The 13,809-nt window shown below is 69.7% G+C and carries 10 protein-coding genes and 1 pseudogene; 1 reads left to right on the top strand and 10 read right to left on the bottom strand.

Annotated elements, in window-relative coordinates; translation table 11 throughout:
* Positions 1-50: 50 nt before the first annotated feature.
* The 3 genes and pseudogenes from ABD830_RS26460 to ABD830_RS26450 all read right to left on the bottom strand — a co-directional run bounded on the left by ABD830_RS26460 (position 51) and on the right by ABD830_RS26450 (position 4,292).
* Positions 51-1,451, bottom strand: a complete 1,401-nt coding sequence (locus ABD830_RS26460; RefSeq protein ID WP_344992575.1) for an alpha/beta fold hydrolase — start codon at positions 1,449-1,451, stop codon at positions 51-53.
* A gap of 315 nt (positions 1,452-1,766) precedes the next feature.
* Positions 1,767-3,831 (bottom strand): annotated as a pseudogene (locus ABD830_RS26455) (S9 family peptidase).
* A 38-nt stretch (positions 3,832-3,869) separates the two neighbouring features.
* Positions 3,870-4,292 (bottom strand): hypothetical protein, encoded by a 423-nt coding sequence (locus ABD830_RS26450; protein ID WP_344992572.1) that lies wholly within the window; start codon positions 4,290-4,292, stop codon positions 3,870-3,872.
* A 75-nt stretch (positions 4,293-4,367) separates the two neighbouring features.
* Here ABD830_RS26450 and ABD830_RS26445 point away from each other — a divergent pair, with 75 nt between their 5' ends.
* Positions 4,368-5,330: a hypothetical protein gene (locus ABD830_RS26445; RefSeq protein WP_344992569.1), complete on the top strand. Its 963-nt coding sequence runs from the start codon at positions 4,368-4,370 to the stop codon at positions 5,328-5,330.
* A gap of 68 nt (positions 5,331-5,398) precedes the next feature.
* Here ABD830_RS26445 and ABD830_RS26440 read toward each other — a convergent pair whose 3' ends face one another.
* The 7 genes from ABD830_RS26440 to ABD830_RS26410 form a co-directional block, all read right to left on the bottom strand.
* A complete protein-coding gene (locus ABD830_RS26440; RefSeq protein WP_344992567.1) occupies positions 5,399-5,893 on the bottom strand; it encodes a flavin reductase family protein in 495 nt (164 codons plus the stop codon).
* 18 nt (positions 5,894-5,911) lie between these two features.
* Entirely contained in the window at positions 5,912-6,340 is a 429-nt protein-coding gene (locus ABD830_RS26435) for a DUF6113 family protein (protein ID WP_344992564.1), read from the bottom strand.
* An 11-nt stretch (positions 6,341-6,351) separates the two neighbouring features.
* A complete protein-coding gene (mshB, locus tag ABD830_RS26430; RefSeq protein ID WP_344992562.1) occupies positions 6,352-7,257 on the bottom strand; it encodes an N-acetyl-1-D-myo-inositol-2-amino-2-deoxy-alpha-D-glucopyranoside deacetylase in 906 nt (301 codons plus the stop codon).
* 135 nt (positions 7,258-7,392) lie between these two features.
* Positions 7,393-7,752 (bottom strand): hypothetical protein, encoded by a 360-nt coding sequence (locus ABD830_RS26425; protein ID WP_344992560.1) that lies wholly within the window; start codon positions 7,750-7,752, stop codon positions 7,393-7,395.
* 79 nt (positions 7,753-7,831) lie between these two features.
* Positions 7,832-10,318, bottom strand: a complete 2,487-nt coding sequence (locus ABD830_RS26420) for a penicillin acylase family protein (RefSeq protein WP_344993045.1) — start codon at positions 10,316-10,318, stop codon at positions 7,832-7,834.
* Between the two features lie 191 nt (positions 10,319-10,509).
* Positions 10,510-11,865, bottom strand: a complete 1,356-nt coding sequence (gene cysS, locus ABD830_RS26415) for a cysteine--tRNA ligase (protein WP_344992557.1) — start codon at positions 11,863-11,865, stop codon at positions 10,510-10,512.
* A 47-nt stretch (positions 11,866-11,912) separates the two neighbouring features.
* A complete protein-coding gene (locus tag ABD830_RS26410) occupies positions 11,913-13,763 on the bottom strand; it encodes a sigma factor-like helix-turn-helix DNA-binding protein (protein ID WP_344992554.1) in 1,851 nt (616 codons plus the stop codon).
* Between the last annotated feature and the right edge of the window lie 46 nt (positions 13,764-13,809).

The following is a 13,809-nucleotide window of genomic DNA, read 5'->3' as shown; positions in this document are numbered from 1 at the left end:
CCTGCATAGCCCTGCACTGGTCAGTCTGGTCGCTCAACGCCGGGGGCGGGTCAGCACTGCGTCTTGGCGGGTGGGACGGTGCGGTCGGTGAAGTAGCGGTCGATGTGGTCGCGGGCGCAGGCATTGAACCCGTACAGCGTGTGGCCGGGGCCGTCGTGGTGGATGGTGGCGCTGCCCGGCACCTGGGACAGGACGCGTTCCACCGCGTCCGACTCGCCCCACGCACCCGCTCCCAGCATTGGCGGCAGGCCCTTCGGGAGAGGGGCGGGTGGGTTGCTGACGGGCTGGGGCCAGCCGATACAGCCCAGGGTCGCCGAGGCTATCGTGTTGGCGGTGCCGGTGTTGGGGGCCACGCGGAGCAGGCGTTTCGTGGTGGCGGACATTTCGGCGCGGTTGGCGAAGCGCGGCCAGTCGGCGCATTCCGTGACACCCGTGGCTTGGTCGGGGTAGCGGGCGCCCCGCTCAGGCACGAAGTCAGAGGCGTCGCCCTTGGCGGCCTTGCGGATGGCCTGGGCCAGCTTGGGCCAGGCCGGGGCGCCTTGACGGGCCAGGGCGACGGCGAAGCTCTGCAGGTCGCGGGCCTTGTAGGCGACGTTGGCGGTCTTGGTGGGGATGGGGGTGCGCTCGGCTCGGGCGATCAGCTTGGGCCAGAGAGCGGGGACGTCGCCGCAGTCGTCGGTGGCGCACCAGGCGAAGAAACGTCGCAGGAACTGCTCGTTGGACTTGGCCAGCTCCTCCAGCTCGCCCTCCCAGTCGGCGGCGCTGTGGCTCCAGGTGCCGTCCAGGACCATCGTGCGGACCTGGTTGGGGAAGAGGCGGGCGTAGGCCTGGCCGTAGAAGCCCGCGTAGGAGGAGCCGTAGTAGTTGAGCTTCTCCTCTCCCAGGGCCTTCCGGATCGCCTCCATGTCTCTGGCCTGATCTGCCGAGCTCATGTTGGCGAACAGCTCGGGGTCCTTGTGCCGGCAGGCCTCCGCGTAACCGCGGTTGGTGTCGGACAGGCGGCCGAAATCGGCGTCGTCCCGGGGGAAGTCGGGGATGGGGATGCGGGTCCACGTGCACGGCAGGCCCGTGCTGAGGCCGCCGAACTGCTCGCCGTAGCCGCGTGTGTCCCACGTGACGATGTCCATGCGTTCGCGGAGCTTCGCCCACCAGTCGGGGCTGGACTGGGTGATCGCGATGCCGGGCCCGCCCGGGCCGCCGTAGGACACCAGGACCGAGCCTTCCGACTTGCCGGTGGCCTTGAGGCGGCCCAGCTTGAGGGTGATCTTGCGGCCGTCGGGTTTCTGCCAGTCGACCGGGACCTGGAGGTCGGCACATGCCATGCCGATCTTGTCATTGGGGCAGGCCTGCCACTCTGGAGGGCCGTCGGCGGCCGCCGCCGTCGCTGGGGCGTGCAGGACCGCGCCGAGCAAGGCCCCGAGCGTCAGGGTGATGGTGAGGGGCTTGAACATGGCGTTCACGATGCCGGGGTGGAGGGTGGGATCGCGTCGGACCAGGGTTTGGTTTTTGGGAGGGTGTAGTCAGACCTGGGGTTGTCAGACCATCTCGTCCACCGGCACAGCCGCCGGGCACCTCACCGGGCACTTAACCGGGCACCTCACCGTGCACCCCAGCCGGGCCCTGAGGCTCAGCGCAGCCACCTCCGCGCAAGACGGCGGTCCGTGCGGCTCCGCAAGCTCCGCCTCCGGACAGCCTGCCTCCGGACAGCCTGCCTCCAGGCGCCCCCTGGCCAGGCGCCTCGAGTCCAGACGTTCCCCGCTTGTAGGTCAGCCCAGCGACTTCTTCAAGAAGTCCACCTGGAGCAGCAGCAGGTTCTCCGCCACGACCTCCTGCGGCGTCATGTGCGTCACCCCGGACAGCGGGAGCACGCTGTGCTGCCGCCCGGCCGCCAGCAGGGCGGAGGACAGGCGCAGGGTGTGGGCGGCCACCACGTTGTCGTCGGCCAGGCCGTGGATCAGCAGCAACGGGCGTTCGAGCTTGGCGGCGTCCGCGAACAACGAGGACTTCTCGTACACCTCGGGCTGCTCGTCCGGATGGCCCAGGTATCGCTCGGTGTAGCACGTGTCGTACAGCCGCCAGTCCGTCACCGGCGCCCCCGCCACCGCCGCGTGGAACACGTCCGGCCGCCGCAGCACCGCCAGCGCGGCCAGGAACCCGCCGAACGACCAGCCGCGAATGGCCACCCTCGTCAGGTCGAGGTCGTCGGGGTATTGCTCGGCCACGCCCTGCAGAGCGTCGATCTGGTCCTCGAGCGCAGGCGTCGCGAGGTCGTTCAGGACGGCCCGCTCGAACTCCGGACCCCGGCCGGGCGTGCCGCGCCCGTCGGCCACGATGACGGCGAACCCCTGCTCGGCGAACCACTGGCTCTCCAGGAACGCGCCGCGCCGGTTGAGCACCCGCTGCCCGTGCGGGCCGCCGTACGGATCCATGAGGACCGGCAGCCTCCGCGAGCCCTGCTCGTGCCACGAGGGCAGCACCACGGCGGTGGCCAGCTCGCGACGGCCGGAACGGCCGAGCGAGACGCGCAGGTCGAGGCCGGGACGTTCGGCGAACGACGGGATCGGCACCGCCATGCCGTCACGCCGCACCACCGTGGTCGACACACCCTCGGCGTCGAGGCTCTGCTCGGTCAGCACGCCGACGCCGCCCGCCATCCGCCCCGAGAACACCCCGGAACGGGTCGAGACGGGCAGCAGCGAATGCCCGTCCCAGGTCCACAGGTGGATCTCGGTCGGGTCGCCGCTCGCGCTGAACAGCACGCTGTCGTGATCGACGTCGAGCACCGCCCGCACCTGCAGCGTGGGCGGCGTGACCGTGCGGTCGCCCACGACCAGCCGGTTGCCGCCCCCGGAGCTCGCCACCCACACCAGCGAACCGTCGTCGAGGTGCGCGGGCACGCCGGTGACGATGTCGACCCAGGCCGGATCGGTGTCCTCGCGCACGAGCGTGGTCGCGCCGGTCGCCGGATCGACCGTGAACAGCCGCATCGTCCGCTGATCGCGGGTCAGGGTCACGATCGACAGCGCGTGGGGGGTCCCAGGCCGCCGTGGTGAGGTATTCCTCCTCGTACGGCACCGCCACCCGCGACCCGTCGAGCCCCACCACGAACAGCTCGGTGACGGCGTTGGGGGTGCCGGCGGCCGGATAGCGCTGGTCGGCGGCCGGGCGGTCGGGGTTGGCCGGGTCGGCGATGTGCCAGACCCGGACCGGGGCCTCGTCGGCGCGCTCGACCAGCAGCGCGTCGCTCGACGGCGCCCACCAGTAGCCGCGCATCCTGTCCATCTCCTCGGCGGCGATGAACTCGGCCAGCCCGTACGTCACCGTCTCCGACTCCGGCGTGGCCAGCGCGCGGTCCTCGCCGGTGATCAGGTCCTGGACGCGCAGCGCCCCGCCCGTGACGTACGCGACATGTCGCCCGTCGGGCGACAACCGGGGATCGATGACCGCTCCCGGGACGTCCAGCCGCCGTGCCTGGCCGCTCGCCAGCTCGACGACGTAGAGACCGCCGGACAGAGCGAAGCAGGCCTGCGTCACGTCCTTGTCGGTGGTGTACGCGACGACGCCCCCCGCCGCTTCCCGGCTGCGCTCACGTCTGGCCCGCTCCTCGGGAGGCAGGTCCTCGTCGTCGCCGTGGAGCGTACGCGGGTCCACGACCAGGCGCTCGACGTGGGTGTCGGTGTCGAGCTCCCACAGGCAGGTCACGGGATCGGTGCCGGACTTCGTACGCAGGAAGACCACCCGGCCGCCGTCCGGAGAGATCGTGAAGCCCCTGGGCACCCCGAGGGTGAAGCGGCGGGTCCTGGCAGACAGGCGCGGGAAGCTCTCGCTCATGGCCCCAATCCTGCCATTGGGGAGTCACTACTTGGTCGTCACGATGCCCCTTTCGGGCGGCGCCACCACAGCGGCGCCCGAGGGTAGCCGCCGTCCTCCAGGTCGGCCAGCCGCTCGAAGACGTTGTACGAAGCCTGGTTGCCGCAGACCAGCACCGAGCCGAGCATCGACAGCAAGTAGAGCGGGAGCATGGGGAGGCCGACGCACCAGGCCCACTGGGTGGCGTGGCGGCCCTCGTGGAGGATGAGCCGATCGTCCAGCGCGTTCCACTTGGTCAGCACGACGTTACCCACGGTGAACGCCCCTGCGATGGGGAAGCGGTAACGGTAGCCGAAGGCCAGGATGAGCCCATTGGGACCAGATTGCCTGGTTGCGCCGCCGATAACCGAGATCAGTAGACCGAGCGGAGTGGCGAGATTGATGTAGTTCGCCGCGCGGCGGAACCGGAAGCGCCTCTTCATGCGTCCCACCCTTGACCATTCTTGACAAGTCGGAATAATGGCCCACGTCCTGAAATCTCCCACAAGAGCAGGATTATGAGATTCTCCATCCTGGGCGCGCTGCTCGGCACCGTCGCACTGGCAGGAGCCGGCGGAGTCGCGATCACCCAGACGTCAGCGTCCGATCCCCTACGATCCACTGACCGACTAGGCGCTCTAGGCGCGAACGTGGCGTTAACCACCGCCCCGACCACGAGTCCGACCCCAACGGAGAGCCCCACAACCGGGGAGTACACCGCCACGACGAAGGTAGTCAAGAGCCGTGGCGTCTCGTTCCTCGACGTGTCCGTCACGGACGCGGAAGCCGCCGTCTTCTCGGTCAAGCAGAAGGTGTGCAAAGGCAGGTCGTGCAAGACGGCCAAGGTCAACGTCCTGGTCAACGAGGGCTCGGGAGAGTCCACGAAGAGGCTGGGGTGGGGCACGTACAAGAAACGCGGCAAGCCGACCGTCACCGTGACGCCGCTTCCGGCGCCCACGGTGACAGAGCCTGGCCCGACGGTCACGGTCACCGAACCCGGTCCGACGGTCACTGAGACAGTGACCTTCACCTGTCAGCCGGTTGCCGCCGAGCCGACGGAAACCGTCACGCCGACGATCGTCCCGACAGAGACGGGGACGCCGACGAGCACGGATTCGCCGCCGGTGACCGACACCCCTACGCCGATTCCTACTGACACCGCGACCGAAACTCCCACTGGAACCCCGACCGAAACCCCGACCACGACCCCGACCGAGACCCCGACCGAGACACCGACCACGACTCCGACCGAGACTCCGACGACGACACCGACCGACGCTCCCACCGACAGCGTGACTCCGACGGAGACCTCCTCGGAGATCCCCACCTGTCCGCCGCCGGCGGAGGAGTCGCCGACGGAGGTCCCCTCGGAGACCCCGACGGACACGGCGACGCCCACCGGCAGCAGCGTCCCGACGGAGACCCCCTCCGAGAGCCCGACCGCCACGGCGTCGGAATCGGCCAGCACTCCCGCCCAGTAACGTCACGGGACAGCGACCGACAAGCGGGCCAGGCCAAGCGCCTGGCCCGCTGCACGCCCGGACTGTCGCTAGAGGGTCTTGTACTGCCCGTCGTGGTACAGCAGCGGCGCCCCGTCCGCGGGTGTGTCGAGCGCCGTCACCCCGCCCACCACGATCGAATGATCCCCGCCGTCGTGCACCGCCGTCGTAGCGCACTCGATCGTGGCGAGGGCTCCGTCGAACAACGCCACCCCCGACGCCCCCCGGTGATGCGACCACCGTACGAGCTGCCCGTTCAGCGGTCTTCCCCGATGGGCGAAGAAGCGCGAGGCGTCCTCCATGGACGCGGGCAGCACGGAGACCCCCCACACCCCCGCCTCCATCACCGCGTCATGGAACCGGGCCACCTTCTCCGCGCAGAACAGCACGAGGAGCGGATCGAGGGAGACGGAGGTGAACGAATTGACCGTCATCGCATGATCGAGGCCATCCACCCTGGTCGTGACGATCGCGACCCCGGTGGCGAAGCGGCCGACTACCTTGCGGTACGTTGCCGGGTCCACCGGCCGCTCGATCGAATGCACGAACGCTACTTTATGCCTCTACATAGAGTTCTTCTGAGGGTACCCATGCAAGAGCCACGATCCACCCCGTGACGTGGGCGAAAGCAGATAGGCGGCCACAATCGCCGCCAAACCTCCGTAAAGGTACACGTACCCGGGCGCGCCCTCCGCGATCACGAGGTCCCCTCCGCCCAGCTGCAGCGTGAACGGCATCGTCACCAGCAGCCATCCGAGCGCCGTGACGAAGGCCCCGAGCCTGGCCCGCATCAGCTTGCCCGCCCCCAGGCAGACCCCCAGCAACGCCAGCACCCACCCGATCGCGGAAACGGGGACGGGGAGGGGCTCGGCCTGCCACAGCAGCACCGGATGCGTGAAACCGCCCACGACCCCCATGACGACACCGAGCACGAACAGCATGCCGTACGCCGCCCCACCGAGGGCCGACTCGGCCTGGCTGCGATGTTCCATGTCGAACGAGGTTAGTCGATGCCCGCGAACAGATCGTTCTCGCGGTCGTGCGGTTCGCCCAGTCCGCCGGCCTCGACGGGCGCACCGGGCACCGGCGGGCCGGGCACGCCGAAGGCCAGCGTGTAGTGCTCGACCCCGAGGATCTCCTGGCCGATGTTGTTGGACAGCGCGAACCACGGGTCGTCCACGCTGATCTGCGTGGCGTGCGCCCGCATCGCCGCCATCTTGCTGCCGGTCCACGGGCGGGCGTCGATCTCTGTGGTGATGTCCGCGTCGGCGGTGCCGAACGGCATGTCGTCCACGTCCTCGATCAAGAAGTCGACGTCGGCCTCGCGCAGCGCCTCCACCGTGCGCCGCATGACGGACCGGGCGAGGGCCGTGTGGTAGAACTTCGCGATCTGCCACGGCTCGCCCTCGCCGAAGTCCGGGTTCGCGGCCAGCTCGAACGCTCTGCGCGCAACCCGGTGGGCCTGGATGTGGTCGGGATGCCCGTAGAACCCGTTGTCGTCGTACGTGACGAGCACCTGGGGCCGTACCTCTCGGATGACCTTGACCAGCTCACCCGCGGCCTCGTCGAGGTCGGCGCGCCAGAACGCCTTGGGGTGGTCGTTGGTGGCCGCCCCCATCATCCCGGAGTCGCGCCAGCGCCCGGCCTCGCCCAGGAAGCGGTGGTCCTCGACGCCGAGCGCCTGGCAGGCGGCGGCGAGCTCGCCGATCCGGTACGGCCCGAGCGCGTCGTCCTGGTCGGCGGCCAGATGGGCGAGGTCCTTGGGGATGATCTCGCCTTCCTCCCCGAGCGTGCAGGTCACCAACGTGACGTGGGCGCCCTCGGCGGCGTATTTCGCCATGGTGGCGCCGGTGCCGATCGACTCGTCGTCCGGATGGGCGTGCACGAGGAGCAGCCGTCGGTCAATCATGGGGCTAGAGCGTAACAGTGGCCTGTCCACCTCCCCTGAGGGAGCGGCCTCTCCCTGAACGAACGGGCGGGTGTCAGCTGGGCGATCTCTGCATACGGCTGCTCGGCACTGCCTGCGTTCGCCGTGGCGGAGCCTTCAGCGTATCCAGCGGAGGCGCGCGGCCTCTGAGGGCAGGGTGCGGGACAGGAGCCAGGCCAGGGCCGGGAGGAGCAGGGCGCCGTGCATGAACACGGCGTGGGCGGGCTTCAGCGTGGTGGCGAAGCCCGCGCGCACGGCCAGGCGCATGCTCGGCGCGACGTCCGGATCGGGGCGGAACGCGGCGACGGTCATGGTGATCGCGATGGCGATGAGGACGCCGCCGCCTGCCGCCAGGGTCCTCGAGACGGTGGTGTCGAAGGCGGTCTCCCACGGCCCGCCGTCCACGACGAACACGCCCAGGTGAACGAGGCCCACGAGCACCAGCAGGGCTCCGATGAGGTACCAGAGGCGATTCATGGCGCCCATGCTGGCAGGAGGGCGGCGGACGGCCCGTCGGCTCAGGGTCTGGATCGCGTCTACAACCGTGGTCGTACGGTCAGGGGCTCAGCCTGAGGGTGTGGACGGCCGCCTTCTTGACCGACTCGGGTTTCGAGTACATCGGCAGCAGCTCGCCCCGCGCCCACGCCTCCGCCTGATCCCAGTAGTTGTCGTGGAAGGCGTGCCCCGACGCGCCCGTCAGGTTGATCCACTGGGACTTGTTCATGTCGGAGAGGTCGACGATCATGCGCATCGACGGCACGGCGGTGATCTCGTACCCTCTCTGAACGTTCCAGCCCGTGGCGTTGACGGCGTCCTTGCTCCCCGCCACGGAGAGCGGGCCGCGGTTGAACAGCGCCTCGACCGGCCCGATCCCCGACGTTCCCAGCGAGCCGTTGACCAGCTCCAACCGGTGGAGGTCCCCCCAGCGCCAGGACTTGACCTCCGGTCCGAGCCGGTCGGCGAGCTCCTGGTACGCCGAGGCCAGCGCCTGCCGGAGGATGTCGTCGCGGGTCTCCTTGCGGTTCTTCGTGGTCACGTCGTCCCAGAAGGGGTCGTCCGGGGAGTCGAGCAGGCGCCTGACGACGTCATACCAGCGGTCGCCCCCGGCGGGCCTGGCGGCCGCCGGCAGGTCGTCGTTGAACGTCAGAATGAGCACCTGGCGCCACACGGCGTTGAAGTAGGCGGCGGGGGTCGAGTCGAGACCCTGCGTACGGTCCCACGTCTTCAGCAGCTGCCTGGCCTCGCCGCTCGGCCCCGCCAGGTCCACCCGCATCAGGGCCGGCACCAGCGTGTCCGCGAAGCCGTTGTACGTGTCCTGCTGGATCGCCGACATGGTCGCCGCGTCGATCGGGCCCTTCTTGAGGGCTTCCTTGATGCGCTCGCGAATGCGCTCGGAACGGTAGCCGTGCGCCCAGTCCTTGGTCAGGAGGGGTTTGTAGCGCTTCGGGTCGATGACGGCGTTGTTCGCCGTGACGATGAACCCGTCCGCCGGGTCCTCCACCGAAGGTAACTGGTCGTACGGGATGGGGGCCGTCTTCCAGTCGTACTCGCCCGTCCATCCCGGGACCGGCCAGGTGCCGTCGCCCTTCTCCCGTACGGGGATGCGTCCGGGGGCCTGGTAGCCGATCTTGCCCGTGGTGTCGGCGTAGACCAGGTTCTGGGAGGGCACGTCGAACAGCGCCGCCGCGGCCTTGAACTCCCCCCAGTCGGCCGCCTTGTTCAGCGCGAAGACGGCGTCGGCCGTTCTGCCCGGCGTCAGGGCCGTCCACTGCAGCGCCACCGCGTTGGCCTCGCCGCTCGGCCGCGCGTCGTCCATCACCTCGTTGATCAGCGGGCCGTGCCGGGTGCTCCTGACGGTGATCGTGACGGGGGTGCCGCCCGCCACCTTGATCTGCTCCTGCCTGGTCTCCAGCTTCTCCTGCTGGCCCTTGTACAGGTACGTGTCGCCCTGCACCTTCTCCAGGAAGAGGTCCGCCACGTCGGGCCCCAGGTTGGTGAAGCCCCACGCGATCTTGTCGGTGTGCCCGATGACCACGCCGGGAACGCCCGAGAACGTGAACCCGGTCACGTCGTACGGGCACTCCTCCGAGAGCTTCCGGCAGTGCAGCCCCGCCTGGTACCAGACCGAGGGCATCTGCGGGGACAGGTGCGGGTCGTTGGCCAGCAGCGGCTTGCCGCTCTTGGTGTACTCGCCGGAGACCACCCACGAGTTCGACCCGACGCCCTCGCGGTCCGCGGTGCCCATCGTGCTCGGTACGGCGTCCAGGGTCCTGGCGGCCTGGGAGAGCGCGCGGGAGGCGCGGATGCGCGGCTCGGCGTGCTGGTCGAAGCGGCCCTGCGCGACGGTGCCCTCGGTGACGATCGGGGAGTGGCGGTCGTACGGGTAGCCGGGGTAGAGCTGCTCGACCCGCTCCCTGGGCAGCTTGGTCAGCGCCAGCGCGCGGTCGATCTCGTCCTCCATGTTGGAACGCAGGTCCCACGCCATGGCCTTCAGCCAGGCCACCGAGTCGGCCGCGGTCCACTTCTCCGGCTGGTAGCCGCCGTTCTGGATCTTCAGGATGGAGTATTCGAGGCTGCGGTCGGAGGCGTTCGGGTTGGCGCTGAGCCAGGCGTTCACGCCCTTCGCGTACGCGTTCAGGTAGTCCTGGGTGTCCTGGGACAGTTCGGGTAACTCCTGCTCGGCGACCCTGTGCCAGCCCATGGTCCTGATGGCCTTGTCGTTCTCGACCGTGGCCTTGCCGTAGAGCTCCGAGAGGCGGCCGGAGGTCACGTGGCGGCGGAAGTCCATCTCGTAGAAGCGGTCCTGGGCGTGGACGAACCCCTGCGCCATGAACAGGTCCGCGGCGGTGTCGGCGTAGATGTGCGGGATTCCTGATTTATCCCGATAAATCTCTACATTTCCTTTTAGGCCCGGCAGCCGCAGCGACCCGTCCACCTGCGGGAACGACTTCCGCACCGTGTAGACGAGAACTCCTGCCAGCACCAGCACCAGTGCGACAAGAACGGTCAACACACGTGCGAACCACCGCAACGGCCGCGGCATCCACGCGTAGGGCCTCACCGACACCTCCATCTCCGCCGAACGGCACTAAGTCTGTCAGTCCTGGATCACTCCTCCGGACGCCTTCACAACCCTCGGCAGAGGACTTTTCGGACGCTGATTACGGTCGAGAACGACCGCCTCACCCGCCGTGCGGAACAGAGTCGCTGCTGGGCCTCAGTACGGGCCGGGTGTCATGACCAGGTCTGGCCCTCGGAGGTGTCCGAGACGCGGACCCCCATCTCCGCCAGCAGGTCCCGCAGCCGATCGGACTCGCCCCAGTCGCCGGCCGTCCGCGCCCGGGCACGGGCCTCCAGCAGCTCCCCGGCCCCAGGAGGCAGCACTCGCGCCTTGCCGATCTCCGTGGAGAGATCCAGCCCCAGCACCTGATCGATGTGCAGGAACGTCTCGAACTTGGCCCCGGGCGCCACCGACGGGTCACGCTCCAGCTCCCGGAGGATCCGCAGCGCGGACGGCGTGTCCAGGTCGTCGTCGAAGGCCGACTCGACCCGCTGCGCGTACTCGGAGGCCATCGGCGCGCTGGGCGACTCCGACCACTCGGCGACCCGTGCGCGCCACCGCCGCACCGTACGGTCCGCGGCCCGCAACGTGTCCCACGTCAGGTTCATCTGCTGCCGATAGCGATGCTCAAGGAACGCCATCCGCACCGCGAGCGGGTCGAGGCCGTCCGCGACCACGTCCGACAGCAGCACCACGTTCCCGGTGGACTTCGCCATCTTGCGCCCGTCGAACAGCAGGTGCTCCCCGTGCACCCAGTGCCGGACGACCTCGTGCCCGGCCGCGGAGTCGGACTGGGCCCGCTCGTCCTCATGGTGCGGGAAACGCAGGTCGATGCCGCCCACATGGACCTCGAAGCGCGGGCCGAGGAAGCGCAGGGACATGGCCGAGCACTCCACGTGCCACCCGGGGAAGCCGCGGCCCCACGGCGAATCCCAGGTCAGCTCCCCGGAGAACGGCTTCCACAGCGCCCAGTCGGCGTGGAAGCGCTTGCGGGGGTCGACGGTGTCGATGCGGTGGGCAGGCTTCACCGCATCCAGACGATTTCCCGAAATATCGCCGTAAGTGGGGAAAGTTCGTACGTCGAAGAACACCGACCCGTCCGGCACCACGTACGCGTGACCCTGCTCGATCAGCTTGGCGATCAACTCGATCATCGCGTCGATGGTCTCGGTCGCCCGCGGCATGTGCTCCGGCGGCCGGATGTTGAGCGCCGCGGTGTCGTCCTTGAAGGCGTCCTCGTAGAAGCGGGCCAGCTCGCGCACCGAGCGCTGCTCGGCCTGCGCCTGCTCCAGGACCTTGTCGGCGCCCGAGTCGGTCAGGTGGCCGACGTCGGTGATGTTCTGGCAGGCCAGCACGCGCACCCGCCGCCGTTCGAGCACCCGCCTGATCAGGTCGGACAGCACGTACGTACGGAGGTTGCCGACGTGGGCGTGACGGTAGACCGTCGGACCGCACGTGTACATGCGCAACGCCCGCCCCGCGGCGATCTCCTCGACCTGCCTGGCGCGAGTGTCGTAGATCCGGAGCATCCTCCGAGCTTAACCGCCGACGAGGAGCGCGAGCCCGACCGAGGAGCTCAACCGCCCAGGAAGCCGAGGATGTCCCGGTCGCCCCGCTCGCGCAGCCTGGCGAGCACCTCCTCGCGCGTGGCCGTGTTGGGCAGCCCGATCCTGGCCCCGATCAGCCGCAGCCCCTCCATCTCGGAGCTGATGGGAGCGGTGTAGCCGATGAGATAGAGGGCCCGGTTCACCGGCGGCATCCCGACCGGCGCGGCAGGCAGGTAGCGGGTCAGCAGCTCGCCGCCGTCCGACACGGTCAGGAACACGTGGTCGCCCTCGCTCGCCTTGGAGTCGGCCAGCACGTTGCGGATCGAGCCCATGGTCGGCTGGTTGTGCCAGCTGATCACGACGTCGCCGGACGGTGTCGAGGCGGTGAGCTGCCCGCCCGGCGCCATGCCGAGGTACGCGGCGAAGCCGGTGGGCAGCGGCGAACCGGACCCGCGCAGGTGCTCGGCGTTGACGTCCACCCGGTGCCACCAGCGGCCGTCGCGGGAGCGGAAGCTGCGCCGCGTTTCCGACACGTCCTTACGCGGCTGGTACGGCTCCGCCTCACCGCCGGGCGCGGTGCCCGCCACCCTGATCCAGCCCCGCTGCGTGCGCTCGAACCCGGGACCGCCCGAGTACGCGCGCACCGAGCTCTCGCTGACGTCGTACTTGGAGGTGAGGTTCGTCACGATCGTGCTCACCGAGGCCTCACCCCCGGCCCGCTCGATCTCTCTGGCGATCATCTCCCTGATCCCCAGGTACTCGTCGCCGCCCCACCGCGTCAGGCCGTACTTGTTCCTGTCGACCCGGCGGAAGCGCTCGTCGGCGGTGAGCTGGTTGCGGATGCCGACCAGGCTGTAGTCCTCGCCGATGCGCTCCTGGATCTCCTCGGGCGACAGCGGCGTGCCCGCCACCGCCAGCACCGCCTCGGCCTTCTCGTTGATGCTGCGCGGCCACGGCACCACGTGCTGGCCGAGCACGCGCAGCTGCGGCACGGCGAGGATCCACCGCTCGGCCACGTCCTCGCGCACGCCGAGCTGGGCCACCATGGTCACCGCCTCGCCGAGCGGGCGCGGCCCGTCGGTGAACAGCTGCCGTGTCTTCTCCCTCAGCTCGTCCGCGCCGCCCGCCACGAGCCACCCGTCGGCCTGCTCGTAGCCGGTCAGCAGCGTACGCACGAACCGCCACACCGGGATCCCCAGCGAGCGCAGCTCGGTGCGGTGCCACGGCACGGCGACCTGGAGGTCGTCGGCCGGGACCGCGGACCCCAGCCGGCCGCGCAGCCAGGAGACGTGCGCCACCAGGGCGGCCGCGTCCGGCTTGCCGAGCCAGGCCTCCACGTGATCGCGCAGGTCGCGCTCGATCTGCCTGATCCGCTCCCGCGTGACCGAGAAGCGCTGCGCGAGTTCGTCGAGGGTGGCCCGCTGCGCCGCGTAGAGCCGGTCGCGGGCGATGGCCCGCTGCCGGTCGTCCAGCGCCCCGAACAGCTCGTCGATCAGCTCGGGCAGCGGCCGGTCCGGCCTGGACGGCGCGGACACGGGCAGCGCCTCGGGCGCGGGCTCCAGCAGCCGATCGAACACGCCGCTGAACAGCTTCTGCACGACGTCCTTGCCGAGCATCTCCGGCGTCCGCTCGGACTCGGCGGGATCGGAGAAGCGCAGCAACGGAAGGATGTCGCCGACCATCAGATGACCCCAGCAGGCCGCAGCGAGGTCGGCCAGGTGGCCGGCCACGGTCTGCGTCCCGACGATGGCGCACGCGCGATCGAGAGGGATCGCCTGCCACCAGGCCCCGGGCAGCTGTGGCTCCTCCACGATCGGCGCGATCTGACCAGGGGAGGTCCATCGCAGGGGTGGCGCGAGGTCGCTCAGGCTGAGGTTCATTGAGGTCCAACCGGCAATGGGAACATATATCCGCAGTTCAGACTAT

It is taken from the genome of Nonomuraea helvata, assembly GCF_039535785.1.
GTDB lineage: Bacteria > Actinomycetota > Actinomycetes > Streptosporangiales > Streptosporangiaceae > Nonomuraea > Nonomuraea helvata.
The sequence above is the reverse complement of the archived record's forward strand: the minus strand, read 5'-3'. Positions and strand labels throughout refer to the sequence as shown.

What these genes read in the sequence shown, in the direction of transcription:
- ABD830_RS26460 (WP_344992575.1), bottom strand. Translation starts at nt 1,451, where the DNA reads ATGTTCAAGCCCCTCACCATCACCCTGACGCTCGGGGCCTTGCTCGGC.
- ABD830_RS26450 (WP_344992572.1), bottom strand. Translation starts at nt 4,292, where the DNA reads ATGAAGAGGCGCTTCCGGTTCCGCCGCGCGGCGAACTACATCAATCTC.
- ABD830_RS26445 (WP_344992569.1), top strand. Translation starts at nt 4,368, where the DNA reads ATGAGATTCTCCATCCTGGGCGCGCTGCTCGGCACCGTCGCACTGGCA.
- ABD830_RS26435 (WP_344992564.1), bottom strand. Translation starts at nt 6,340, where the DNA reads ATGGAACATCGCAGCCAGGCCGAGTCGGCCCTCGGTGGGGCGGCGTAC.
- mshB (WP_344992562.1), bottom strand. Translation starts at nt 7,257, where the DNA reads ATGATTGACCGACGGCTGCTCCTCGTGCACGCCCATCCGGACGACGAG.
- ABD830_RS26425 (WP_344992560.1), bottom strand. Translation starts at nt 7,752, where the DNA reads ATGAATCGCCTCTGGTACCTCATCGGAGCCCTGCTGGTGCTCGTGGGC.
- ABD830_RS26420 (WP_344993045.1), bottom strand. Translation starts at nt 10,318, where the DNA reads ATGCCGCGGCCGTTGCGGTGGTTCGCACGTGTGTTGACCGTTCTTGTC.
- cysS (WP_344992557.1), bottom strand. Translation starts at nt 11,865, where the DNA reads ATGCTCCGGATCTACGACACTCGCGCCAGGCAGGTCGAGGAGATCGCC.
- ABD830_RS26410 (WP_344992554.1), bottom strand. Translation starts at nt 13,763, where the DNA reads ATGAACCTCAGCCTGAGCGACCTCGCGCCACCCCTGCGATGGACCTCC.